Source organism: Neotabrizicola paludis (assembly GCF_044142105.1).
Lineage (GTDB): Bacteria > Pseudomonadota > Alphaproteobacteria > Rhodobacterales > Rhodobacteraceae > Pseudogemmobacter.
Genome location: NZ_JBGTYM010000002.1, coordinates 409,827 through 433,046, shown reverse-complemented (window position 1 = coordinate 433,046; position 23,220 = coordinate 409,827). Strand labels below are relative to the sequence as shown.

The window sequence follows — 23,220 nt, the reverse complement described above, 5'->3', positions numbered from 1 at the left end:
GCTTGGGGGTGGCGCACACCAGGCGCCACCCCGCACCTTTCCACTGAATGTCCTAGCCCGTCACATGACGGGTCAAACGGAGCGTCGCCATGTCTTCGCAAAGCGCCATCCGCCTGATTGGAATCGGCCTGTCCCTCGTCTTCACTGCGGTCGGGATCGCGCTGATTGCCTATGGGGCGACGATGCGGGTCTCGCCAATCTATGCCCGGTCTGGACCGCAGCTTTTTCCCTGGCTGGTGGGTGGGCTGACCGCGGCAATAGGAATCGCCGCGCTGGTTTCGGCGCTGCGAAACGAGCTTCTGGCGCCGTCGATGCCCAAAGGTCACCTGGCGTCGGGAATGATCATGGCCCTGGGCCTGCCGGTCCAGATTCTGACGATCCAATGGCTTGGCTGGATTCCGACCGCCGCCATCGTCTTCGTCTGCGGCGCACAGGCGTTGCGGCGCGGGCGCCTGATGACGGACATTCTTATCGGCCTGGCCATTGGCCTCATCACCTACTTTTTCTTCTCGCATATCCTGGGCCTGCGTCTTCCGCTCGGCTCGCTGTTCGGCTGACCGAAGGACCGCGTCATGGACACTTTCTACTCTCTCATGGACGGCTTCCTGATCGCGTTGACGCCCTATAACCTGATGTGGGCCGCTATCGGCGTCATCATGGGCACCGCGATCGGCGTTCTTCCCGGCATCGGCCCCGCGCTGACCATCGCGCTTCTGCTGCCCGTGACCTTCAACCTTGACCCCACGGCCGCCTTCATCATGTTCGCGGGCATCTATTACGGCGCAGTCTATGGCGGGTCGACGACCGCGATCCTTCTAAATACACCCGGAGAAAGCGCCTCAATCGTCACCGCGCTGGACGGCCACGCCATGGCTCGGCAGGGGCGCGCGGGCGCGGCGCTTGCAACGGCCGCCATCGGCTCTTTCGTCGCAGGCACGATCGGCACACTGGCCCTGACCTTCGTGGCACCGCTGCTGGTGAAACTGGCGCTCCTCTTCGGCCCGGCCGAATATTTCTCGCTGATGCTCGTGGCACTGATCACCGTGACTGCCGTTCTCGGCAGTTCGCTGATCCGCGGCATGATGAGCCTTTGCTTCGGACTCTGCCTGGGCCTTATCGGCATCGACGTGCAAAGCGGCGCGACACGCCTGACCTTCGGCGTGCCTGAGCTTCTTGACGGGATCGACATCGTGGTGGTGGCCGTGGCGCTGTTCGCCGTGGGCGAGACGCTTTACGTCGCCATGCGCTCGCGCTTCGAGACCGAGGAAATGTACAAACTGCGCGGTTCGATCTGGATGACCAGGGAAGAATGGCGCAGGTCGTGGAAACCCTGGCTGCGTGGCGCTGCCATCGGCTTTCCGATGGGCGCGCTTCCGGCGGGCGGCTCGGAAATCCCGACCTTCCTGTCCTACACCGCTGAACGCCGCCTGTCGAAGAACCCCGAGGAATTCGGCAAGGGCGCCATCGAAGGCGTCGCCGGCCCCGAAGCCGCGAACAATGCCTCGGCCGCCGGCGTGCTGGCGCCGATGCTGGCCTTGGGCCTGCCCACTTCGGCAACCGCAGCGATCATGCTCGCGGCGCTGCAGCAATACGGCTTGCAACCCGGCCCCAAGCTTTTCGAATCCAATCCGCAGCTTGTCTGGGGCATGATCGCCAGCCTCTACATCGGCAATGTCATGCTGCTTCTGTTGAACCTGCCGCTGGTTGGTCTGTGGGTGAAGCTTCTGTCGATCCCGCGTCCTTGGCTATACGGCGGCATCCTGGTCTTCGCCTCGCTGGGCACCTACACGCTGAACAACAACGTGATGGACCTGGTGCTGCTTTGGGTGATCGGCGTGATCGGCTGCGGCATGCGCTTTCTCGACATCCCCGTTGCCCCCTGCGTCGTCGCGCTGATCCTGGGGCCTCTGGCCGAGCAGCATTTCCGCCGCGCGATGGCGATCAGCCAGGGCGATCCGTCAGTGTTCTTCACCCATCCGCTGTCGCTGGCCCTGCTTGTCATAGCCGCTTTGCTTCTGGTCATGCCGCTCCTTCTGCGCGCCCGCGAACGGCGGGCAAGAGCCTGACGGAAAGGATCACCGCGCATTTCGCGTGCTGGCTGCTCGCGGCCCGGCCCCTGAACCAGCCCGCGCCGCGATCAAGCAGGATTAGATTTCGCTCGATCGCGGCGCGCAGGGCCGCGCCCATCGGGGCCAGGCCAGCTGCTACACCTCAACAAGCACGGCCAGCGGCACGCCGGTCAACCCGCGGGCATCGGATAATCGTCAGCGTTCAACACCCAGCCGGGTTTCAACGAAAAATCCAGCCGGGGCGGGCAGAAGATATCGACCAGATCATTGTCCCCTGCCTCGGTCGAACGGGTGGTGTGTATCACCGGCGGCGGGATCACGAGTGACGAGGGCGAGCCGACCGCAATCGCCTTATCCTCGCGCCAATCGGCCATATCGACGGTCCAGGGCCAGCGCAGGTGATGGACGAAGCCGCCTTTCAGGGCGAGCGAGCATTGCTCGAAATCGTCATGGTGATGCGGCGACAGCTTGGCAGTGTCGCGCGGTCCGACCTGCGGCCGGAACACGTTCACCATGAAGGTCGTGCAGCGGAAGATGCGGCCGAACCGGCCGGGCTCGTCGGGCACGTCCAGGCTGTAGTGGCGGATGTGCCAGCCGTCCTTGGGCATGGGCCAGGCGGCGAAGGGCGGAATATGGCTGCGCGGCTGATCATAGGCCGAGGCATTCACCGCCATCTTGGCCAGATCGGCCGAAAGCGTGGTGAAGAGCCGCGCCACCTTGCCGCCTTGCGGCAGGATCACCGCGCTGTCGCCCGGCGGCAGGAAGGCGATCGAACCGCCGGGGATCGTCACCGTCTCGGCCCCGGCGGAAACGACAGCACCCTGATCCGCATCGGGCAGGTAGAGCACATATTCATCCGGCTGGCCCGTGCGGGTCAGAACCGCGCCCGGCGCGGCCTCAGTATAGGCCAGAACGAAATTGCAACCGCGCTGCAGCCAGGTGCTCCAGCCCTCGCCCTGCTCCTGCGGCGCGGTGCCGTAGAACAGCGCCAGCTGCTCCTCGGCGATCAGCCCGGTCGCGGGCGGCTTTGACGCGGCGGCGAACAGTTCAGCCCGCGGGTCTTTGTCCTTGTACATCTCTTGTTCCTTTCCTCAGCCGCGCGCCGCGGTCATCACCCGAACGGCCGCCTTCTTCAGCAATCCCTGATCCGAGCCGACCACGAAAACTGTCACCCCCCGCGCCACCCAGGGCGCGATCTGCGACTCGTCGGCAACGAACAGACCCGCCGCCACCCCGGCCCTCCGCGCCGCTGCGACAACCTGATCAATGGCGGCGCCAAGCGCCTCGGACCCCATGGGAACCTGCATCGAGAATGACAAATCCGCCGGGCCGACGAAGAGCACATCCGCTTGCGGCACGGCCGCGATCTCATCCAGCAGCGGCAGGGCCGAAGCATCCTCGATCTGCAACATCGCCACAGTCGTCTCGTCCGAGGCGCTGCGAAACCCCTCGAGCGTGAGCCCGCCATAGTCGCCTGCGCGCGGCGAATTCGACAGGCCGCGCTGGCCGCGGCCGAATTTCATCGCCGCCATCACCGCCTCGGCCCGCCGCGCATCGGCGACATGCGGCACCATCACGCCGGTCAGGCCCAGGTCCAGCAAGGGGGCGATCCAGTCCTCGCCGGCGCCCCAGCGGCGCGACAGCAGGGGCAGCCCCGCCGCGCGCGCCGCAAGCGACAGCAGATCCATCGCCTCGATCCCGATCGGCGCATGTTCCTGATCGACAACGGCAAAATCCAGCCCGGCCCGACCCAGGATTTCCACGACCTGGACCGCGGGCGTCTTGATGAAGGTGCCGACAACAACCTCGCCCGCGGCAATGCGCGCCCTGAGGGCGGCGGTCATGCCGCCAGCCCCACCAAATCGGCGCCGATGGTCGTGGTCATCAGCCGCACCTCGGCATCGGAATAGCCAAGCTCGAGCAGCTTCTCGATCATCTGGCGCATCCCTTCCACCGGGTCGGGGTTCTTCATCTGGCCCAGATCGGTGCCGAAGAACGTGTGTTCGACGCCGGCGGCGCCGATCACCGCCTTCAGATGGTCGTCATCGAACATCTTGAAAGTCGATTCCACGAACATGCAGATCGAATGCTCCATCTTCACGCCCATGCCGACCAGCGCAGTCACGTCCTGCAAGGTGCAGTCGTTGACATAGGTCGGATGGTTCAGGAACAGCCGCTTCACACCGCGCACCTTGGCCTCTTCGTAGAACGGGAACAGCTCGCTCACATGATGATGCCCGCCCGAGACCACGGCATCCGCCTCGGCGATCAGGTCGAGGATCTGCTTCACCTCATCCACGACCACGCCCTTGTCATCGGTCAGCGCCAGCGGAATCGGCGCCACGGTCTTCTTGGTGTTCTGCGGGAACTGGAAGCCGGGTTTCGAGGCTTCATGCTCCATGTGGTTTCGGGCATGGGCCGTGGCCATCCAGACCACCCGCGCGCCCTGCTTCAGCGCGTAATCCACCGCCGATGGGTTGAAGCCGCCAAGCGGGTTGTTCAGCACGATCGAGCCAATGGCCCGGCATTTCAGCCCAAGATTGTCGTTGATCAGCCGGGCGATCGGCATGGTCGGGTAATAATGGTCCTTCAACAGCACGGCCGCCATGCCCTGATCCTCGGCCGCGCGCAGAGCGGCGAAATGGTCCAGCTTGCGGGGGTGCAACGAGGGACCGGAATGGACATGCAGATCCACAGCCCCTGCCATCAGCGCGTCGATACGATCCTTGGCGATTGCCATCTTGCGGTTCCTTTCTAGGTCAGCCCGCCCTTGCGGCGGGAGGAATGAAATTGCGCCAGACCTCGTCGAGGACCGGCATTTCGGCAAAGCTGCGCCGCGCATCGGCCGCGCGGCCAATGGCTTGCGCCGCGGTCAGACCCTTCTCGGCGCACCAGGATTCCAGCGTGTCGACAGCTTCGGCGAGCACGCCGAAGCCGCGCATCATCACGGCCGAGGTCATGCCAACCGCGCTGGCCCCGGCCAGGATCATCCGCGCCACATCGGCCCCCGAAGTGGCGCCGTTGATGCCGATCAGCGGCTGGTCGCGGCCCAGGGCGGCTCGGGTTTCCGCCAGCCAGTGGCAGGTCATCGGCAGGTTCCAGCCGCCGCCAATACCGCAGCTGGTGCCCAGAACCGGCGCCAGCGTGTCGAGATCGGGCAGCATCCCAAGCGCTCGGCCCGCGATCACCACCGTCGCGGCCCCCGCCGTCACGGCTGCCTGCGCCAAGGCGGGAACGCGCTCGCTTTGCCCCGACAGCTTGACCCAGACGGGAATCGTCACCGCCTCGGTGACGGCGCGGACGATCTCGGCCACCCGCGCCGGGTCCAGTTCGGTCGAGACGGCGCCTTTCTGTGCCAGCGACGCATAGGGCGTGCCGATGTTCAGCTCCAGAACCGGAAATCCCGCTTCGGCCACGGCGCGCGCCTGCGCCACGGCCTGCGGCAGCCCCGCCAGGATCAGCGAGGGCACCAGCAGGCAGTCCGCCGCCCGCGCCTCGGGCAGAAGTCGCAGCCCCTGATCAAGCCAGGTTTCGAAAGCCAGCGGATGCAGGCCCGAACGGGTCAGCACCGTGGCACTGGCAGGCGTGTCTTCACCCCAGGGCAGGCGCTGCCATTCTGGCCCCAGCGCCGCATATTCCGCCTGCAGAAGCTGGCGCTTGGCGGCGGCGGATTCGTTGGTCGACTTCATCACCACCGCCCCGGCCCCGGCGGCAATCGCCGCACGCAGGCCGGAATCCGGGATCAGATGCTCGCCCGGAGCCGCGATCACCGGGTTCTTCAACGCGGTGTCGCCGATCCAGACGGCAAGCCGGTCGCCCATCAGCGCGCCCCCAGCAGCTCGGGCAGGATGAGCGAGACTTGCGGGAAGATGGTGATCAGCGCGAGGACGATCAGCGCGATGCCGATCATCGGCAGCGCCTTGAGCGCAATCTTCTCCATCGGCCTGCCCGTGACGCCCGCAATGACGAAAAGGCAAAGTCCCACCGGCGGTGTCACAAAGCCCACCAGCACGTTGAAGACCACCATCACGCCAAGATGCACCGGGTCCATGCCCAAGGTCTGGCCAATGGCGGTCAGCGCCGGCACGGTCAGGATCAAAACCCCCACCGTGTCCAGGAACATGCCCATCACCAGCAGGATCAGGTTGACCATAAGCAGGATGATGTAAGGGTTGTCGGAAATCCCGGTCAGCAACGCCACCGTCTTCTGCGGCAATTGCTCGATAGCGAAGATGAAGCCAGCGACATTGGCAATGCCGATCAGGAAGTAGATCGCCGCAGTGATGATCGCGGTCGAGACCATCGCCTCTTTCAGAAAACGCCAGCTCATCGCACGATAGACAAAGGTTGCCACCAGCAGCGCGTAGATCGCGGCGACCGAAGCGGCCTCGGTCGCGGTGACCACGCCGCCGCGGATGCCGCCGACGATCAGCACCGGCAGGAACAAGACGGGCAGAGCCTTGAAGAGGCCTTGCGCGAAATCGCGCAGGGATTGCTTGGGGGCCACCGGGTAATTCTCGCGCCGGGCGACGTAGACCGCATAGGCCGACAGGAATACGGCCAGAAGAATGCCCGGGGCGACGCCTGCGATCAGGAGCTGCGAGATCGAGGTGCCCGACAGCGCGCCATAGATGATCATGGCGATCGAGGGCGGGACCAGCGGCGCCATCAGCGAGGAGACGGCAATCAGCGCGGCGGAATAGTCAACGTCATAGCCCTGCCGCTTCATGTCGGGCACCATGACCGTGCCAATCGCGGCGGCATCGGCGGCGGCCGAGCCCGAGACGCCGCCGAACAGGAAGCAGCCCCAGATCGCGGTCAGCGACATGCCGCCTCGGAACCGCCCGACGACCGAATTCGCCACGCCGATCAGGCGACGGGTCAACCCGCCCACGTCCATGATATTGCCCGCGAGCACGAAAAGCGGAATGGCAAGCAGGACGAACATGTCCATCCCCGCCAGCATGCGCTGCGGCACGACCAAGAGGAACTGCGTCTGCCCGGTGAACAGGAAATAGGCCAGGCAGCTGATGCCCAGGACGAAGGCAATCGGCAGGCCGATCAGCAGGGTGACAAGGAAAGTGAAGCCAAGCCAGATCATGCTTCGCGCTCCATCCCATGGGCTTCGGCACCGCGGTCATCCGCCACACCGAAGACGTCCCTCAGCACCACATGCAGCGCGACCAGCGCGGCAGCGACGACGACCGAGACATGGATCCAGAACATCGACACCCCAAGCGCGACCGCGGTTTGCATCCGGGTGCCCCAGGACAGCTTGAAACCGTAGAAGATCACGAAGCCGAGAAAGATCAGGATGAGGATTGCGCCCGCGAAATCGCAGATGCGACGAATGCCGGGCGACAGCGCCTCGATCAGCATGCGCATGCCCAGGAACTGGCGTCGGCCATAACTGACCCCGGCGCCCAGGGCGACGATCCAGAGCATGGTGTAGCGCATCAGCTCTTCCGACCAGAAGAGCGAACTTTCAAGGACATACCGCGCGAAGACCTGCAGTCCGCTGACGATCAGGATCAGGGTGATCCCGGCCACGCAGAAGGTCTCGACCGCGGCCAGATAGGCGGGCCAGAGTTTGGACATGAAGGGGAAACCTTGCCAGAGGAAGGGCCGCGGACACAGATGCCGCGACCCGAGGGCAGTTTATTGCGCCGGCGCCAGTGCGCGCGCCTTGGCCGCGAAGGCCGCAATCAGCGGGTCGGCGGCTTCGTACTGCGCGACGACCGGGGCGAAAGCCTCGTTCAGCGCCGCCTTGAATTCGGGCGACGGCGTGATGACCGGGATCTTCAGCTCCTCAAGGTGCGCCAGCACCTTGGCATCCAGATCCTTCACCGCCATGATCTGCGGTTCCACGATCTCGGCCGCGGCTTCGCGCATCCAGGCCTGCTGTTCGGGCGTCATGCCGTCGAACCGGGCCTTGTTGACCAGAAGGAAGCTCGGCCAGAAATAGTGCCCGGTCAGGGTCACCGATTTGCCGATCTCGTAGTACTTCTCGCTTTCGATCGAGGTCAGGTTGATCTCGACCGCGTCCAGCGTGCCCGTTTCCAATGCCGAATAGACCTCGCCATAGGCCATGGGGGTGGGGTTCACCCCGGTCGCGGCCCAGGCGTCCAGGAACATCCGGTTCGGCGCGATGCGGGTCTTCAGGCCTTTCAGCCCTTCCATGTTTTCGACCGGCGCGCCCACGGTCATGAAATGCCGCTGGCCGCCATCGGTCACCGCCAGGGCGACCATACCGTGCTGGTCGAACTGAGCCATGATCGCATGCGCCTCGTCCGTCACCACGGCCTTGGCGAAGGTTTCATAGTCGGGGATCAGGCCGGGCAACTGGAAGGCATCGACGGCCGGCACCAGCGTGGCATAGGCCGAAGTCGAGTTGACCGTCATGTCGATCGTGCCGAACTGCACGCCTTCGGCCAATTCCTTCACATCGCCCAGCTGACGCGCGGGATAGATGTCGACCTTGATGTCGCCATTCGACAACCGCTCGACCGCTTCCTTGAAGCGTATGGCAGTGTCGTGGATCGGATGGGCCTCGAACACCGGATGGCCCAGGCGCAGCGTCACGGGTTCGGCGAAGGCGGCTGTTGCCAAGAACAGTCCGGCGATGGCACCGGATGCGAAGTATTTCATTGCTTCCTCCCAATCGTTCTCGTATAGAGAACAGTGTTCTCATAATGACGCGGAGGCGGAGATGAGTCAACAGCGTGGCGACGCCCTCGGGCACAGGATCGAGGTGGCGGAAGGCGGCAATGTGGTGCGGGCCGCAGATGTCAGCCTGCGCATCCTGCAGATGATCGCCTTTGCCGAGACGCCGCTGGGCGTCACGCAGATCGCGCAGGGCGTGGGCATTGCCAAGGGCGCGGTGCACAAGCATCTGCGCACGCTGATGGACCATGGCATGGTCCTGCAGGACCCGCTGACCTCGCTGTACCATCTGGGGCCGAAGATCTGGCTGATGGGCCAGAAGGCACCCCAAGGCCAGGTCCTGTCCGAAATCGCCGCCCCGCTGATGCGCAGTATTCGCGATGAATTGAGTCTGGCCGTCGTCCTCTCGGTGCCCACGCCGAAATCGGCCTTCGTTCTGGCCACCCTGCCCAGCAACCAGCCGATCAACATCGGCGTCAGACCGGGCAGCGAGCTGCTTCTGCATTCCTCGGCCCAGGGCAAGATATTCTTGGCTTTCGGCGGGCCGGAACTGCGTGACTCGCTGCGCGAGCCCCTGCCGCGGGCGACGCCGAAAACCCAGACCCAGCTGCCAGTACTGCTGGCGGAGCTGGACGAGATTCGTCGCCTCGGCTATGCGACCGCGCCGGAAGAGGCCATGCTGGGCATCAACGCGCTGGCCGCTCCAATCCTGGATCGCCACGGCAAGCTCGTCGGGTCAATCGGCCTGATCGGCTCGATCCAGCATCTGGCCGCCGAGCCTCCGCCCGAGCTGCTCAACCGGCTATTCGCCTTGACCGCGACGATCGGCAAGCGGCTTTGACACCTGGTGCTTCGCTGTGGCGGCTCTCGACCCGATTGTAAGTGTGGGCCGGTCGCCTTTGTCACCGGCCAGACGCTGGCGAAGCACGCGGATTTTCCTAGAGATCCGCCATTCTTCTTTGGTGAATGCGAGCCCTGACCGGGTCGCACGGTGACCCAACCGTCCGGCCGCCACTTGCGCCCCATCTTCTCTGTGACAGGACCAGAGAGCTTCGGCTAGGCTTCCCGGCAAAGGCTGCGCTTTGGGAGGGGCGGAATGATCTTTGACACGCATCTGCATCTCGTGGACCGCGGGCGATTGACCTATCCTTGGCTGGCCGATGTGCCCGCGCTCGACCGCGACTGGGGCTATGACGCCTATGAAGCCGTCGCTCGGCGTGTGGGGATCACCGATGTGTTGCATATGGAGGTCGATGTCGCCGAGGCCGATATCGACGCGGAAACCGCCTTTGTCGCCGAGATGATGGCGCGGCCCGGCAGCCTGATGCGCGGCGCGATCAGCGCGGCCCGACCCGAGGCGCCGGGCTTTGCCTCGTGGCTGGAGCGGCTGGACCGGCGGGTGGTCAAGGGGCTGCGGCGGGTGCTGCATGTCGTGCCCGACGGTGTTTCCCAAAGCACGACCTTCCGCGAAAACATCCGCCGCCTTGGCCCCGCGGGTCTGCCCTTTGACCTCGTCCTGCTTGCACGGCAATTGCCGCTTGGTCTTGACCTGGCACGCACGGCGCCCGAGACGATCTTCGTACTGGACCATTGCGGCGTGCCCGATATTGTCGGCGGCGGTTTTGACGTCTGGGCCAAGGCGCTGGCCCCGCTGGCCGCCTGCCCCAATGTGATGATCAAGCTTTCGGGCATCACCGCCTATACCGGCGGCGACTGGCAGCTTGAAACGCAGCAACCCTATGTCTCGCGCGTGCTTGAGCTTTTCGGGCCTGACCGCATGGTCTGGGGGTCTGACAGCCCGGTCTGCACCCTGCATTCCGATCTCGCCGAATGGGTGGCCGCCAGCCAGGCGCTTTTGGCGCCCTGCGCCGCCGAGGAAAAGGCGGCGATTCTGTCGGGCAATGCCCGGCGGATCTGGCAGATTCCCTGATTGCGACGCAAATCCACATGTGTGCGACTGATTTGATTCAAATCATGTCGCGCTCTTTGCGGGTGCCTTACGTCGCGGCATCCTGCCGGGGCATCCCCGGCTTTGTCAGACGGGGAAGGCGATGGCGCGCAAGCACGAGTTCCTTACGGCCCTGATCCTGCTTTTCGAGAAAGCGGAAGCCGAGGGATCGCGTGAATTGCAGCGGTTGCTTTTGCCGGTGATCGCCGCGATCTCGCCCGAGGCGGCCGAGGCGCGGCGGCTGGACAAACCCGCGCAATCGCCCCGCCAGCACCACATCGCCAAGGTGATCCGGCTCGAGGATCATCGCCAGCGCCCAGACGACCCCTCCAAGGACTAGGCCCACTCGTCTTCCGTGCCGGGCCGGGATAGGCTGCGGGCAAGAGAACGGATAGGGGCGCGCAGATGCGGAACGGCAATCTGGATCAGGCCATCGCGGCAATAGATACGGCCAATGCGGCAGACCCGGCGGGCGAGGCGCGGCTCTATGGCCAGCGCATGTCGGAAGAACTGGATCGGCAAGTGCCCGAGGCCTCGGACATCCTCCGCATCGCCGCGCGCGGTCAGCATGTCGAGCGTTGGCTCTTGCCGCGCAGTGCTTATCCCGAAGGCAAGCAGGGCTATCTCGAATGGCGACGGGAACAGGGGCGCCGCCATGCCGCGCGAGTAGCGGGGATTATGGCCGAAGCAGGCTATGGCGCAGCCGATTGCGACCGGGTGGGCGTTCTTCTGCGCAAGGAGGGGATCAAGCGCGATGCCGAGGTGCAGGCGCTGGAAGATGTGATCTGCTTCACCTTCCTGCGCTGGTATTTCGCCGATTTCGCCGCCAGCCGCAGCGGCGCAGAGCTGGTAGAGATCGTCGCCAAGACGGCACGCAAGATGTCGGCCCCGGCGCGTGCGCGGGTTCTGGCAGAATTCGCCCTGCCGGACGATCTGGCCGCATGTTTTCGCGACGAGGCGTGACCCCGGCCTCTCAGGCGGCTTTTACAAGCTGCTCGATTTCGGCAAGGACCTGGCTTTGCAGAGAAAACATCTCGGTCCGATGCTCGGCATGGCTCCCGACGTTATAGCAGATTGTCTTGAACAGAAGATCCGCGCGCCCAGCATCGAACCCAAACCAGTCGACCCACATGCGGAAGCGGTCGCGTTGTGGCAGTTCCACCGAAACCACCCGTCCTGCCAGCGTCTTAAAGCCCCGGGCGCGGATCATGCCATGCAGGGCTTGCAAGAAACTCCAGGTCTCGGCCCGGCTGATCGCGGCGGCGGCAGAGCGGTTGATGTAGATCGGCAGCGGATAATCGAAATTTTCGAGCAGAATGTCATAGCGACCGTTGCTGAAAGCCTCGGAGATGCGGGCAATATAATCCTCTGCGATCATTACAGTCACCCCGGCAAAGCGGCTTCGATTGCACCCATAGGTTGATCATCGCGAGCGGCACAATAAAGCCTGCGGCATTTTGCCGCAAGATGATCCGAGAACCTGTATTAAATGGCGGCGTTAACAGCCCGCGGCTAGGGCAGGCTTCCGCCGATCGCCTCGGTCACGCGGTCGGCCGCCACGCGCACCAGCGCCCCCATTCGACCAGCGTCGGCAAGGCCCATGCGAAAGGCGGGTCCCGAGACCGACAGGCCGGCCACCGGTTCGGCATAGGCGTTGAAGATCGGGGCGGCGACGCAGCGCATGCCCTCGGCGCGTTCCTGATCGTCGATGGCGAAGCCGCGTTCGCGCGTGCGAGCCAGGTCGCGCATCAGAGCCGAGTCGGAGGTCAGCGTCAGCGAAGTGAATTTCTCCATCCCCTGGCGGGCCAGGATGCCGCGGGTCTTCTCCTCGGGGAACCAGGCGAGCAGCGCCTTGCCGATGCCCGAGGAATGCATCGCCGATTTGGTGCCGGGCGGAAAGAAGGCGCGGATCGTCTCATAGGTTTCGACCTGCGACAGAAAGAGAACCTCGTCGCGCACCTCAATGCCCAGGTTCGCCGTTTCGCCGGTTTCGCGCATCAAAGCGTCCATCGGCTGGCGGGCGCGCTCGGCCACCTTGGTTCGTTTGAGAAAGGCCGAACCGGCGCGGAACGCGCCGGGACCGATATGCCAAAACTGGCCCGGCTCTTCGCTTTCCACCATGGCATGCGTTTGCAGCGTGACCAGAGCGCGAAATGTGGTAGCGATGGCCTGCCCCGTTTCTTCGGCCAGCTCCGACAGGGTGCGCCCGGGATTGGCGGCGATATGCTCCATGAGCGACAGCGCGCGGGTCAGGGCCTGCACGGTGTTCTGGTCGGTCTTGTCGTGAAAGGCCCTTGGGCGGCCCCGGGGTTTTTGCGCCATGAAATCCTCATATTCCAAAGGGCTTGAAGGACGGCCAATTGCCGCAGGGAAAGCGTGGCATCGCGGTCAGCGACCGTCAATGAAAAATCTTTTCTGAATCTTTTGCGACACGGCGCCACCAGAACGCCGCAGGCAAGCTCTGCAGGCACGGTCGTCGCAACAGCTGTGCGCGCTGCGGCGCCGGACAGGCAACGCACGCCGGGTTAACCATCAGAATCTACTTCCTTTTTCGACCAAGAACATGTCTTCCCAACGTCTTCCAAATGTCTTGCGAAGGTCTTCCGCGCGGGACATGCTCCGTGCCCGGACGACCGATTAACCATATCCTGCGCAGCCGCCGCGCCCTGTCGCGAGGCGCATTGTGACGGGCACAAGTTTTGATCAAACGCCCATTGATGCGGCGGTCCGGTCATGCTGAGACTGCACAGGACAGGCGAGGGTCAAGCGATGCGAGTCTTCATCAACGGTTTTGGACGGATCGGACGCTCGGTGCTGCGGGCCTGGGCCGAAGCGCCGGAGCGCTGGCCGGGGCTTGAGATCGTGGGCATCAACGATATCGCCGCCCCCGAGATGTGCGCCTGGCTGTTCGAATATGACTCGGTCTTCGGGCCGTGGAAGGGAACGGTCGCGCTGGAGGACGGCGCCTTGGTTGTGGATGGTCGCGCCATCGCGCTGCATCGCGCGCCGGACCTGTCGGTGCTGGACCTGTCAGGCATCGATCTGGTGATGGAATGCACCGGCCGGGCGGATACGCCCGAGATTGCCGGGCGGGGCCTGCGGGCCGGGGCGGGCCGGGTTCTGGTTTCCGGCCCCTCGGGGGCTGCGGAATTCACCGTGGTCATGGGGGCGAATGATGCCGATCTCGGGGCCGAAAAAATCGTCTCCAACGCCTCTTGCACCACCAATGCGCTGGCCCCGCTGGTCAAGCTTCTGGATACGGAATGGGGCGTGGTGACCGGGTCGATGGTCACGGTGCATTGCTATACCGGCAGCCAGCCCACGATTGACGCGCCCGCGGCGGATTTCGCCCGGTCGCGGGCGGCGGCACTGTCGATGGTGCCGACGACGACCAGCGCCCAGCGCCTTTTGGACCGGGTTCTGCCGCAGGTGGCGGGCCGGATCGGCGGTTCGGCGGTGCGGGTCCCGGTGGCCAGCGTCTCTTGCGTCGATCTGAGCGTGATGACCGACAGGCTCGCGACCGTCGAGGCGGTGAATGCCGCCTTCCGCGCGGCAGGCGGCGTGATCGGATCGACAGACCGGCCGCTTGTGTCAACCGATCTGCGCCATCGGCGCGAGAGCATTGTCATGGCCTGCCCGGAAACCCGCGTGACGCCGCAGGGCATGCTGCGGGTCTTTGGCTGGTATGACAATGAATGGGGCTTTTCCAACCGGATGCTGGACATGGCCCTGCGGATGGGGGCCTAGGTCAGCCGCCCCAGCACCTGCGAAACCTGTGCGGCGAGGCTGTCGATGCCGGCCTCGTCCAGACTTTCGGCGCTGACGGTTGCAAGGGCGGCGGGCATCCGCGCCCGGTGGCTGGCATAGCGCGGGTCGTAATGGCGCTGCATCAGCCCCTCGGCCAGGGCCGGGAAATCGCCGGACCCGGCAAGGGCCAGCCAGTCGTCGATCACCGCGCGGGCGTGCAGTGGGCGAAGCTGTTCTATCACCGCGCTAAGCCGGGCCGGATCGGCGGTCAGATCGGCATAGGCGCGGGAGAGATAGGCGGCACGGGCGGCAAGCGGGGCCTCGATCACCACACGCGGGGCCGCGACCATGGCCTTCCACAGCGCGGCGGGCAGGCGGCAATTGCCGACCTTGCTGCTTTCGGCCTCGATCACCACAGGGCGGCTGGGGTCAAGGGCCGCAAGCGCCATGGCAAGCCGCCCCTCGAAGGCGCGCTGCGAGGGCTGGCCGCCCATCGACCCGAACAGCGAGCCACGATGGTTGGCCAGTGCCTCAAGGTCGATGGTCTGGAGGCCGTCGGCCGCGAGGCGGGCCAGAACGGCGGTCTTGGCCGAGCCGGTATTGCCATCAAGCACCACGACGGGCGCGGCAAGGGGGCGGTCAAGTTGCGCGACGACCTGTGCGCGCCAGGCCTTGTAGCCGCCCGCGACGATCTCGACCCGCCAGCCGATGGCGGCGAGGATGGTGGCGAAAGAGCCGGAGCGCTGCCCGCCGCGCCAGCAATAGACCAGCGGTCGCCAGCCGCCGGGCTTGTCGATCAGTGCCTCTTCCAGATGGCGGGCCGAATTGCGGGCGACCAGGGCCGCGCCGATCTTGCGGGCGGTGAAGGAGGAGGTCTGGACATAGATCGTGCCGACCTGGGCGCGTTCGGCATCGCTGAGCACCGGCAGGTTGATCGCGCCGGGCAGGTGATCCTGCGCATATTCCGCGGGGCTGCGCACGTCGATGACGGTGTCGAAACCCAGGGCGGGGATCTGGGTCAGCGACGAGACGGTCAGGGGTTTGGGATAGGGGGACATGACCCGGCTTCTAGTCCGGCGTGAAAAGCCTGTAAACAAAGGCCTGACACGGGACCGCGCGGGGCTTGCGCGCGCCCTTGGCGGGATTGTCGGGGGCAGAAACCGCCCTAGCCCGGCAGGCCGGTTTCCAGCCGGTCGATCAGGGTGGTCAGCATCGCCTGGCAGCGCGCCATCTGTTCGCGGGTGACGAATTCATCGGGCTTGTGGCCCTGCGCCATGCTGCCGGGACCGCAGATCACGCTGGGCACGTTCAGCCTTGCGTCAAACAGGCCGCCCTCGGTGCCGAAGGCGACCTTGATCGTGCCATTGGCCCCGGTGAGCGATTGGACGAAGCGGACGACAGAGGCATCGGACGGCGTGCCCAGGCCCGGATAATCCCAAAGCCGGTCAATGGTGATGGCGGCTTCCGGGAAGGTCGCGCGCAGGGGGGCCAAGAGCGCCTCGGCCCCGGCCTGCAATTCGGCGATCAGCCCGCCCGCGTCATGCCCGGCCAGCGAGCGGATCTCGAAATCCATCGTGGCGTTGTTGGGCACGATATTGACCTGGACACCGCCCTGCATCTTGCCGACATGAAGCGTGGTATAGGGCACGTCATAATCGCCGTCGAAGGGGCCATCCTTGGCGACACGGGCCTGCACCGCGCGGATCACGCCGATGAAATCGGCGGCGAGGTGCAGGGCGTTGAGGGCAAGGGGCGCCAGGGCCGAATGCCCCTCGCGCCCGGTACAGGTGGCGCGCAGGGCGACCTTGCCCTTGTGGCCGGTGGCGACCTGCATGCCGGTGGGTTCGCCCACGATGCACATGGCCGGGCGGACGGGGGCGCCTTCCAGCATGTCGACCAGCGAGCGCACGCCCAGGCAGCCGACCTCTTCGTCATAGGACAGCGCGAGGTGGAGCGGCACCTTGAGCGGGCGCCTGGCGGCCTGAAGCGTGGCGGCGACGGCGCAGGCGACAAAGCCCTTCATATCGGCGGTGCCGCGGCCATAGAGGCGGCCCTCGGCCTCGGTCAGCTGGAAAGGGGGGCGGGTCCAGGCCTGGCCCTCGACCGGGACGACATCGGTATGGCCCGACAGCATGACGCCGCCGCGGTCGGAGGGGCCGACCGTGGCCCAGAGATTGGCCTTGCCGCCCGTGGCGTCGGGGATAAGCCGGGCCGTGACCCCGGCCCCGGCCAGAAGGTCGCGGACATAGTCCATCAGCGCCATGTTGGGCCGCGAACTGACCGTGTCAAAGCCGATCAGCCTGTCGAGAATTGCGATCGCGTCCATGGCTTTGCCCCTTTGCCTCTGGCCGCCGAGTCTAGGCGGCGCGCCGGGCGGCCACAAGTCTAGCCCCTTTCGCCCGGCGTGGCGGCGTGCCAGTTTGCCCGCCACAGCCAGAGACCTGTCCGATGCGCCGCCTTCTGCCCCTTCTTGCCTGCCTTGCCGCCAGCCCCGCCGGTGCCGAGGCCAATCGCAGCCCCGATCCGGGCGGGTCGCCCGGGCCGGTCGCGGCCTATGTCGCGGCGGCGCGCTTGCTGGAGCAGGGCTTCGCCGCCGAGGATACGGTGGCGGTGCTGGCGGCGGTGCGGCTGGCGCGGGCGGTCCATCTGCGCCCCGCAAGCGGCTGGAGCGCCGATCCCGCCGCCCTGCCCCCGGCCGCGACCGAGGCCGGGCTGCCGCGCGATCCCGGATCGGAGGAGGCGGGCAAGATGCTGGACCTGATGGTCGAGGGCGATGAGGATCTGTACCTTGCCAGCGAGGAGCTTCTGGCCGATGGGCTGCCGCCGCGCGGGGCCTCGGGCCAGCGGGCGGGACTGGCGCCCGGCGGGTCGGTGGTCTGGACCCTGCCGTTTTATGGCCAATCCCCCGCCGAGATCGGGCTTCTGGGCCTGTCGGGCGGCGCGCTGGAGCTGCGGGTGCGCGATGCCGAAGGGGCCGAGATCTGCGCCCCCGCCCCGGCCGACCCGGCCACGCTTTGCGCCTTTACCCCGGCCCGGAACGGCTGGTTCAAGGTGGAGATCACCAATCCCGGCGAAGTGGCGGCGGGCTATCTTCTGCTGACCAACTAGGCCCGGCGGATGACGATATTTGTCATGCCCAGCCGTCTTTTCAAACGCCGCGCCGCCTGTCACAGTCGCGCCATTGCCATTGTCATTCCAGCCCCGGCCCAGGGCCGCTGAACCAACAGGACAAGATGATGAAACTGAAAGCCCTTTCCCTGACCCTTGCCACGACTGCACTGGTGGCCCTGACCCTTCCGGTGATCGCCCAGGACCAGAAGGGTCCGAACGAAAGCCTGACCACCGACGCCAAGCCGACCGGCGCGCCCTCCACGCTGGCGCTGGCCCATGAGCTTTATGCCCTTGGCGTCGCCGATGGCGATGCGCTGACCGTTCTGACGGCGGCGAAGCTGGCGGCATCGGTCGATGTGACGACCGGCACCGCTGCCGCGCTGGACCCGGCCACGGTGGACTCGGGCGCGGCCCAGACCACCCGCAAGAAGGCCGCCGCTGCCGCGCCCGCCGCGCCTGCCCCGGTGATGAAGGAAGGCGAGCCGCGCCCCGTGGCCGTGACGACCTTTGGCACCGCCGGCAATGACGATGCCAGCGACAACGCCCCGCCGGATGCCGCCGCAATGTTCGCCAAGGCGACCGAACTGGCCGGCGATGACGAGGCGCTGAAAGGCCTGATCGCCGATGCCGAGGCCGAATCCTCGCGCGGGCGGATCGGCGGCTCGATCAGCTATGAATCGCGCCTGCCAACCGGCATGTATGACGTGTGGGAAATCCCTTATTTCGGCAATTCCTATGCGGAACTGGCCGTGGTGGGCGATGGCGATGCCAATCTGGACCTGACGATCACCGACGAGAATGGCAACGTGATCTGCTATGATGTCAGCCCCTCGGACCAGGTCTATTGCGACTGGGTTCCCGCCTGGGACGGCTATTTCTACGTGACCGTCGAAAACAAGGGCGGCAAGCGCAACACCTATTACCTTCTGACCAACTGATCCGGTCCACCCGGACGCGGAAGGCCCGGCCCGACAGGTCCGGGCCTTTTCATCTGCCCTGCCCGGCAAGGGCGATACGCCAATCGCCCATCACGTCGAGATGCGGCGCTACCAGCCGCTGGATCACGCCTGACAGGCAAGGTCATGGGCGACGCGGCAATGGATCAGCACGGTGTCGAAGACCGGCACGGTCACATTCCCGGCGCCCAGCAGCAGGCCCACCTCGGTGCAGCCCAGGATCAGACTGTCGGCGCCCTGCGCGACCAGCCTTGCGGCAATGCCCTCATAGGCGGCGCGGCTGTCTCTGGTCACCACATCGCGGCACAATTCGTCATAGATGATGCGGTGGGTGGTGGCGCGGTCGGCGGCATCGGGGATCACCGGGTCAAGCCCTGCCGCGCGCAGGCGCGCGGTGTAGAACTCTTGCTCCATGGTGAAGGCCGTGGCCATGAGGCCGGGGCGGCGCAGGCCCTGCGCGGTGATCGCGGCGGCGGTGGCATCGGCGATGTGGAGAAGCGGGATGGTGACGCCGGCCATCATCTCATCCGCCAGCTTGTGCATGGTGTTGGTGGCAAGGATCAGGATCTCGGCCCCACCGCGTTCCAGCGCCCGCGCCTCGGCATTCAGCATCGTGCCCATGGCGGCCCAATCGCCCGCCGCCTGAAGCGCGGCGATGGGGGCGAAGTCGAGCGAGCGGATCAGAAGCTGCGGCGAATGCAGCCCGCCCTGCGCGCCACGGGTCAGCGCGCAAAGCTCGCGGTAATAAAGCTGGGTCGAGGCGGCGGACATGCCGCCCAGAATGCCGATGGTCTTCATGCCGTCCCTCCTGCCGGGAGGGCAGGCTAGGGGCACGGTGCGGGCCTGTCGAGAGCGGCTTGAAATGGTGCAGGGCGCGGGCCAGTCTGGCGCCGCAGGGTGCTGCGCGGAGGGGGCGATGATCCGGCTTTACTATTATCCCGACAATGCCAGCTTCGCGCCGCATATCCTGCTGCGCGAGACGGGGCTGGCGCATGAGCTGATGCTGGTGGACCGCGAGGCGAGGGCGCAGAAATCGGCCGAATATCTGCGGCTGAACCCGGCGGGGCGCATTCCGACGCTGGTCGAGGGCGATACCGTCGTCTTCGAGACGCCCGCCGTCTGCATCCATATCGCCGAGGCCGATCCGGCGGGGCGCTTCCTCCCGGCGCCGGGCGATCCGCTGCGGCCGCGCTTTTTCCAGTGGATGGCCTATCTGAACAACACGTTGCAGGCCGAGTTCATGATCTGGGCCTATCCGCAGGACCATACCACCGATCCGCAGGGCGTGGCCGCGATCCAGGCGGCGCAGGAGGCGCGGCTGACCGATATTCTGGCGCTGCTGGACCGGGCATTGGGCGCGGGCCCCTATCTTCTGGGCGAGAGGCTGACCGCCTGCGACCCCTTTCTTTTCATGCTGGCCACCTGGTGCGCCGGGCTGCCGCGCCCTCCGATGGCCTTCCCGAACCTTGCGCGTTTCCTGCGCCTGATGGCGCAGCGCCCGGCGGTGCGGGATGCCAGCGCCATCGAAGGGATCGACCTGTCGGCCTATCTCTAGGCGCGCAAAGGGAAACCCCCGCAGGATCGCACCTACGGGGGGTCGGGGTCTTGCGGGCTTGCAGCGGTCAGGGATTGGCCGCCAGAGTCTCGTTCAGCCAGGGCAGGAATTTCGAGATATTAGTATAGGCCGAGAACATGGCCTGTTCCTCGCAGCCCTTGCCCGAGGTCGCGGTCAGGCCCCAGCTGACGATGCCGGCCTGGATATAGCTGCCGTCATCCAGGGGCACGACCAGCGGGCCGCCCGAATCGCCGTTGCACGAGGTCTTGCCGCCCTCGAACGTGCCCGAGCAGATCATGTTCTCGCTCATCGGCTTGGGCGCCTGGGCGAGAAGCTGTTCCCAGAGCGGATAGGCGGTGTCTTCCTTGACCGACAGAACTTCTGCCGCATAGGCGAAGCCGTTCACCGCCTCTTCGGCGCGGGCTTCCATCATCGAGGCATTGCACTGTTCGCGGTCCATCATCTGGATCGTGGTCTGGCGCAATTCGGCCGAGGGGCGGGCGCCGTTCTGCAGGCCCCAGCCGGTGACGATTGTGGTGACGCCGGGTTGCTGGAGGATGTCGCCGAAGGCCGCATCGGGCACTTCGATGGTCTTGTAGGGCACGTTCGGCTTGCGGGCCAGTTTGATCAGCGCGATGTCGAAATCGAACTGGCTGGCACTGTATTGCGGGTTGACGAAGATCTTCTCGACCGGCACGCGGTCGCCCGAACCGTCCAGCTTGTTGGTGCCGACGACGATGGAAATCTCATCGGGCTGCACGTCAAACTCGCCGCCCTGGTCATCCATCATATGCACGCAATGCGCCGCGGTCAGGACCCAGGTGTCCAGCACCAGCGAACCGCCGCAGAACTGGCTGTCGGTCGAGACCGGCATATTCGCCACGGTCAGCGCGACCTGCCAGGGCCAGGCGCCATCGGCGGCCAGCTCGCCCCCGATCACCTTGGCGCCCGCCTCTTCGGGCAGGGCCGCGTCATGCGCCGCCTTGTCCCCGGACGAGGCGTAGAGAAAGGGCGACTCGGTGCCCTTCGGGGCTTCGGGCGCCGCATCCTCGGACAGGGCGGGGGCGGCCGCAAAGCCGGCCAATGCCAGGGCAAAGAGTGGTTTCAGAAATCGCGGCGACATGGTTCAAAGTCCTTCTTGCTCAAAGGGCCGCATCCGGGCCGGGGTTCAGGCGCACGCGCTGGCGGATCATCACCAGGGCGGCAGGTTTGGTCGAGAAGCCACGCGTCTGCTCCTCGGGATCGGCGAGGCGGGTTTCCAGCCAGGCCGTCATCTCATCGGCCGGGCCGCCCCGCATGGTGTCGGTCATCGCCAGCCGCGTCAGATCGGTACGCAGACCGCTGTCTTCGCCCATCGGCACGGCCAGGACCCAGATTTCCTCGATGCCTGCGGTGCTGCCGGGCGCGATCTGCAGCCCGATGCGGGCGCTTTCACCGGGGGCCAGTCGGTTGACGCTGTTCTGCTGCGGCCAGATCGGCGCGACGGCGAAATCGGCGGCCATGTAGAGGACCGAGACATCCTGCATCTTGCCCGAGCGGTTGGTGACGGTCAGCCAGATCTGGTCGCAGGCTTGCGCGCCCTGGGCCGGGTCCCAGACGGCGGCTGCGCCCGCCTTGCCACAGCCCTCGGCCCCGGTGGTGCCCGGGCGGATCTCATAGGCGACGCTGACCGCATCCTTGCCGGTGATGCTGCGCCCGGTCGCGCCCAGAAGCGCCTCGCGCAGCCGCAGGCCATGGGCGGCCTTGTCCAGCGCATGGGCCAGCGCCTCGGCCTGCATCTCGCCCTCGTCCAGCGCCACGCGCGGGGTGGAGCCGGGGCCTTCCGGGTCCAGAACGCCATCCGGCCCGGCCAGCGCCACGGTGCCTTCGGTCAGGATCGGCACCAGATCGGGATCAGCCCCCGGCGCGGGCAGGGCCGCGGTCCAGGCGGCATAGTCATGGCCATCGGCCGGGTCGGCGCGCAGCGGGGCGGCCAGGGTCAGAGGCGCGGGCGGCGGGGCGGCGGAGATCTCGGCCCAAGCGGCGCCCTGCGGTGCCGGCGCATCCAGCGTGGCTTCGCGCGCGGTGACCTTCTTCACGAGTGCGGTGCCCAGAGGGTCGCCGCCAGAGCCTTCGGCGTAGAAAGTGACTTCCGTTCCCTCGGCCAGACCCTGCAACAGCCCGGCCCCGAGCGTGCGGTCCGCCACCTGCATCCGCGCTGCCGCCTGCCCCAGACCAAAGACCTGCGCATCAAGCATCGGGCCTTCGCCTTCGGGCACCTGCCGCGCCTCGCCCTGCACCATCGTATCGGCGACATGCGCCAGGACCTGGGCCCAGCTTGCCTCGGGCGCGGCGGAGAGGACCTGGGTCAGCCGTAGGGTAAACTCACCCTGCCAGAGACCGGTATCGCCCAGGGGATATTCGAACGACCGTTCATCCGATTGGGACGAATAGAGAAAGACGTAATTGCCGGTGAGTTCGACGGGCGCCGTGGCGGGCGCGGAAGCGGTGCCTTCCGGCACGCCAAGCTGATCGGGCGTCAGGCCGCGCGCCACGCCCTTGCCGGCAGTGCCGCGAAAGCCGGTGGCGGAATGGCAAGCGTCGATCAGCCCGACCAGCGTCACATCGCGGTCCAACAGCCCCTGGGCCCAGAGCTGCAATTCGTCATCGACGATGGCATTCTCGACCGCGCCGATGCTGCCCTTCCAGTCCTTTGCATCAGAAGGCAGGAAGATCTCGTCATAGCCGCCGCCCTCGTCGCCCGACATGTCCGGCGCCTGGCCGCCATGGCCCGAGAAATAGAAGACCACCGTATCGCCCGGCGCGGCATTTTGCGCCACATCCTCGAGCGCGGCCAGGATGCCCGCCCGCGTCGGCTCGCCCGTGGCTGCGCCCTGCGGCAGTTCGGTCGGGTCGGAGGTGAGGATCGTCATGTCGGCAGGCGCGATGCCGCGTGCCGCCAGCGTCTCGGCCATGAGGCGCACGTCGTTGCCGGGGCCTTTGAGATCGGCATCGAGATAGAGATAGTCCGACACGCCCACCAGCACGGCATGCACCTCGGCCTTGGCCGGGCTGGCCAGAGCAGCGGTGCCGCAAAGCGCATATGCAAGACGGTTCAACATCATGGCCGACAGATTACGCGGCGATGCCCGTGAGACAAGGGCGGCAAGCGCCATGACGGTATTTGTCATC

24 protein-coding genes are annotated in these 23,220 nt (G+C 66.2%); 10 read left to right on the top strand and 14 right to left on the bottom strand.

Going from position 1 to position 23,220, the window contains the following annotated elements; all coding sequences use genetic code 11:
• Positions 1 to 89: 89 nt before the first annotated feature.
• Positions 90 to 557, top strand: coding sequence for a tripartite tricarboxylate transporter TctB family protein (locus ACED67_RS07205; protein WP_395540900.1), 468 nt, complete (start codon positions 90 to 92; stop codon positions 555 to 557).
• A 15-nt stretch (positions 558 to 572) separates the two neighbouring features.
• Entirely contained in the window at positions 573 to 2,066 is a 1,494-nt protein-coding gene (locus tag ACED67_RS07200) for a tripartite tricarboxylate transporter permease (RefSeq protein WP_395540899.1), read from the top strand.
• A gap of 173 nt (positions 2,067 to 2,239) precedes the next feature.
• Here ACED67_RS07200 and ACED67_RS07195 read toward each other — a convergent pair whose 3' ends face one another.
• The 7 genes from ACED67_RS07195 to ACED67_RS07165 are packed head-to-tail and all read right to left on the bottom strand — an operon-like array spanning position 2,240 to position 8,717.
• The gene (locus ACED67_RS07195) at positions 2,240 to 3,145 is read right to left on the bottom strand and encodes a cupin domain-containing protein (protein WP_395540898.1); all 906 of its coding nucleotides are present in this window, start codon (positions 3,143 to 3,145) and stop codon (positions 2,240 to 2,242) included.
• Positions 3,146 to 3,160: 15 nt separating this feature from the next.
• Positions 3,161 to 3,913 carry an HpcH/HpaI aldolase family protein gene (locus ACED67_RS07190; RefSeq protein WP_395540897.1) on the bottom strand — a complete coding sequence of 251 codons (753 nt, stop codon included), beginning with the start codon at positions 3,911 to 3,913 and terminating at the stop codon, positions 3,161 to 3,163.
• On the bottom strand, positions 3,910 to 4,809 hold the full coding sequence (locus tag ACED67_RS07185; protein WP_395540896.1) for a DUF6282 family protein: 900 nt from the start codon (positions 4,807 to 4,809) through the stop codon (positions 3,910 to 3,912). Before ACED67_RS07185 ends, ACED67_RS07190 begins: the two co-directional genes overlap by 4 nt.
• Before the next feature lie 19 nt (positions 4,810 to 4,828).
• Entirely contained in the window at positions 4,829 to 5,890 is a 1,062-nt protein-coding gene (locus tag ACED67_RS07180; protein WP_395540895.1) for a tRNA-dihydrouridine synthase, read from the bottom strand.
• Entirely contained in the window at positions 5,890 to 7,170 is a 1,281-nt protein-coding gene (locus tag ACED67_RS07175) for a TRAP transporter large permease (protein WP_395540894.1), read from the bottom strand. The genes ACED67_RS07180 and ACED67_RS07175 overlap by 1 nt, the downstream gene beginning before the upstream one ends.
• Positions 7,167 to 7,667 (bottom strand): TRAP transporter small permease, encoded by a 501-nt coding sequence (locus tag ACED67_RS07170; RefSeq protein WP_395540893.1) that lies wholly within the window; start codon positions 7,665 to 7,667, stop codon positions 7,167 to 7,169. Before ACED67_RS07170 ends, ACED67_RS07175 begins: the two co-directional genes overlap by 4 nt.
• A 60-nt stretch (positions 7,668 to 7,727) precedes the next feature.
• Positions 7,728 to 8,717, bottom strand: a complete 990-nt coding sequence (locus ACED67_RS07165; protein ID WP_395540892.1) for a TRAP transporter substrate-binding protein — start codon at positions 8,715 to 8,717, stop codon at positions 7,728 to 7,730.
• A 61-nt stretch (positions 8,718 to 8,778) separates the two neighbouring features.
• Here ACED67_RS07165 and ACED67_RS07160 point away from each other — a divergent pair, with 61 nt between their 5' ends.
• The 4 genes from ACED67_RS07160 (at position 8,779) to ACED67_RS07145 (ending at position 11,643) form a co-directional block, all read left to right on the top strand.
• Positions 8,779 to 9,573 carry an IclR family transcriptional regulator gene (locus tag ACED67_RS07160; protein ID WP_395540891.1) on the top strand — a complete coding sequence of 265 codons (795 nt, stop codon included), beginning with the start codon at positions 8,779 to 8,781 and terminating at the stop codon, positions 9,571 to 9,573.
• A 255-nt stretch (positions 9,574 to 9,828) separates the two neighbouring features.
• Positions 9,829 to 10,662, top strand: a complete 834-nt coding sequence (locus ACED67_RS07155; protein WP_395540890.1) for an amidohydrolase family protein — start codon at positions 9,829 to 9,831, stop codon at positions 10,660 to 10,662.
• 121 nt (positions 10,663 to 10,783) lie between these two features.
• On the top strand, positions 10,784 to 11,020 hold the full coding sequence (locus ACED67_RS07150; RefSeq protein ID WP_395540889.1) for a hypothetical protein: 237 nt from the start codon (positions 10,784 to 10,786) through the stop codon (positions 11,018 to 11,020).
• A 65-nt stretch (positions 11,021 to 11,085) separates the two neighbouring features.
• Entirely contained in the window at positions 11,086 to 11,643 is a 558-nt protein-coding gene (locus tag ACED67_RS07145) for a DUF4202 domain-containing protein (RefSeq protein WP_395540888.1), read from the top strand.
• Positions 11,644 to 11,653: 10 nt separating this feature from the next.
• Here ACED67_RS07145 and ACED67_RS07140 read toward each other — a convergent pair whose 3' ends face one another.
• A complete protein-coding gene (locus ACED67_RS07140) occupies positions 11,654 to 12,058 on the bottom strand; it encodes a hypothetical protein (RefSeq protein ID WP_395540887.1) in 405 nt (134 codons plus the stop codon).
• A 134-nt stretch (positions 12,059 to 12,192) separates the two neighbouring features.
• Positions 12,193 to 13,002, bottom strand: coding sequence for an HTH-type transcriptional regulator BhcR (bhcR, locus tag ACED67_RS07135; RefSeq protein WP_395540886.1), 810 nt, complete (start codon positions 13,000 to 13,002; stop codon positions 12,193 to 12,195).
• Positions 13,003 to 13,449: 447 nt separating this feature from the next.
• On the opposite strand from bhcR, the gene ACED67_RS07130 reads away from it, so the two are divergent.
• Entirely contained in the window at positions 13,450 to 14,427 is a 978-nt protein-coding gene (locus ACED67_RS07130; RefSeq protein ID WP_395540885.1) for a type I glyceraldehyde-3-phosphate dehydrogenase, read from the top strand.
• Here ACED67_RS07130 and mnmH read toward each other — a convergent pair.
• The gene (mnmH, locus tag ACED67_RS07125) at positions 14,424 to 15,485 is read right to left on the bottom strand and encodes a tRNA 2-selenouridine(34) synthase MnmH (protein ID WP_395540884.1); all 1,062 of its coding nucleotides are present in this window, start codon (positions 15,483 to 15,485) and stop codon (positions 14,424 to 14,426) included. The two genes, ACED67_RS07130 and mnmH, sit on opposite strands and share 4 nt — an antisense overlap.
• Positions 15,486 to 15,592: 107 nt before the next feature.
• Complete coding sequence (gene argE / locus ACED67_RS07120) at positions 15,593 to 16,753, bottom strand: acetylornithine deacetylase (RefSeq protein WP_395540883.1); 1,161 nt, start codon at positions 16,751 to 16,753, stop codon at positions 15,593 to 15,595.
• A gap of 122 nt (positions 16,754 to 16,875) precedes the next feature.
• On the opposite strand from argE, the gene ACED67_RS07115 reads away from it, so the two are divergent.
• Together ACED67_RS07115 and ACED67_RS07110 are read left to right on the top strand one after the other, a co-directional pair.
• The gene (locus ACED67_RS07115) at positions 16,876 to 17,535 is read left to right on the top strand and encodes a hypothetical protein (protein ID WP_395540882.1); all 660 of its coding nucleotides are present in this window, start codon (positions 16,876 to 16,878) and stop codon (positions 17,533 to 17,535) included.
• 128 nt (positions 17,536 to 17,663) lie between these two features.
• On the top strand, positions 17,664 to 18,476 hold the full coding sequence (locus ACED67_RS07110) for a hypothetical protein (RefSeq protein WP_395540881.1): 813 nt from the start codon (positions 17,664 to 17,666) through the stop codon (positions 18,474 to 18,476).
• A 123-nt stretch (positions 18,477 to 18,599) separates the two neighbouring features.
• On the opposite strand, the gene ACED67_RS07105 is transcribed toward ACED67_RS07110, so the two are convergent.
• Positions 18,600 to 19,292, bottom strand: coding sequence for an aspartate/glutamate racemase family protein (locus tag ACED67_RS07105; protein WP_395540880.1), 693 nt, complete (start codon positions 19,290 to 19,292; stop codon positions 18,600 to 18,602).
• Positions 19,293 to 19,410: 118 nt separating this feature from the next.
• Between ACED67_RS07105 and ACED67_RS07100 the strand changes: the two genes are divergently transcribed.
• Positions 19,411 to 20,049, top strand: coding sequence for a glutathione S-transferase family protein (locus ACED67_RS07100; protein ID WP_395540879.1), 639 nt, complete (start codon positions 19,411 to 19,413; stop codon positions 20,047 to 20,049).
• A 67-nt stretch (positions 20,050 to 20,116) separates the two neighbouring features.
• Here the strand turns inward: ACED67_RS07100 and ACED67_RS07095 are convergent, their stop codons facing one another.
• On the bottom strand, positions 20,117 to 21,172 hold the full coding sequence (locus ACED67_RS07095; RefSeq protein WP_395540878.1) for a serine protease: 1,056 nt from the start codon (positions 21,170 to 21,172) through the stop codon (positions 20,117 to 20,119).
• A 19-nt stretch (positions 21,173 to 21,191) separates the two neighbouring features.
• Positions 21,192 to 23,219 (bottom strand): caspase family protein, encoded by a 2,028-nt coding sequence (locus ACED67_RS07090; protein WP_395540877.1) that lies wholly within the window; start codon positions 23,217 to 23,219, stop codon positions 21,192 to 21,194.
• Between the last annotated feature and the right edge of the window lies 1 nt (position 23,220).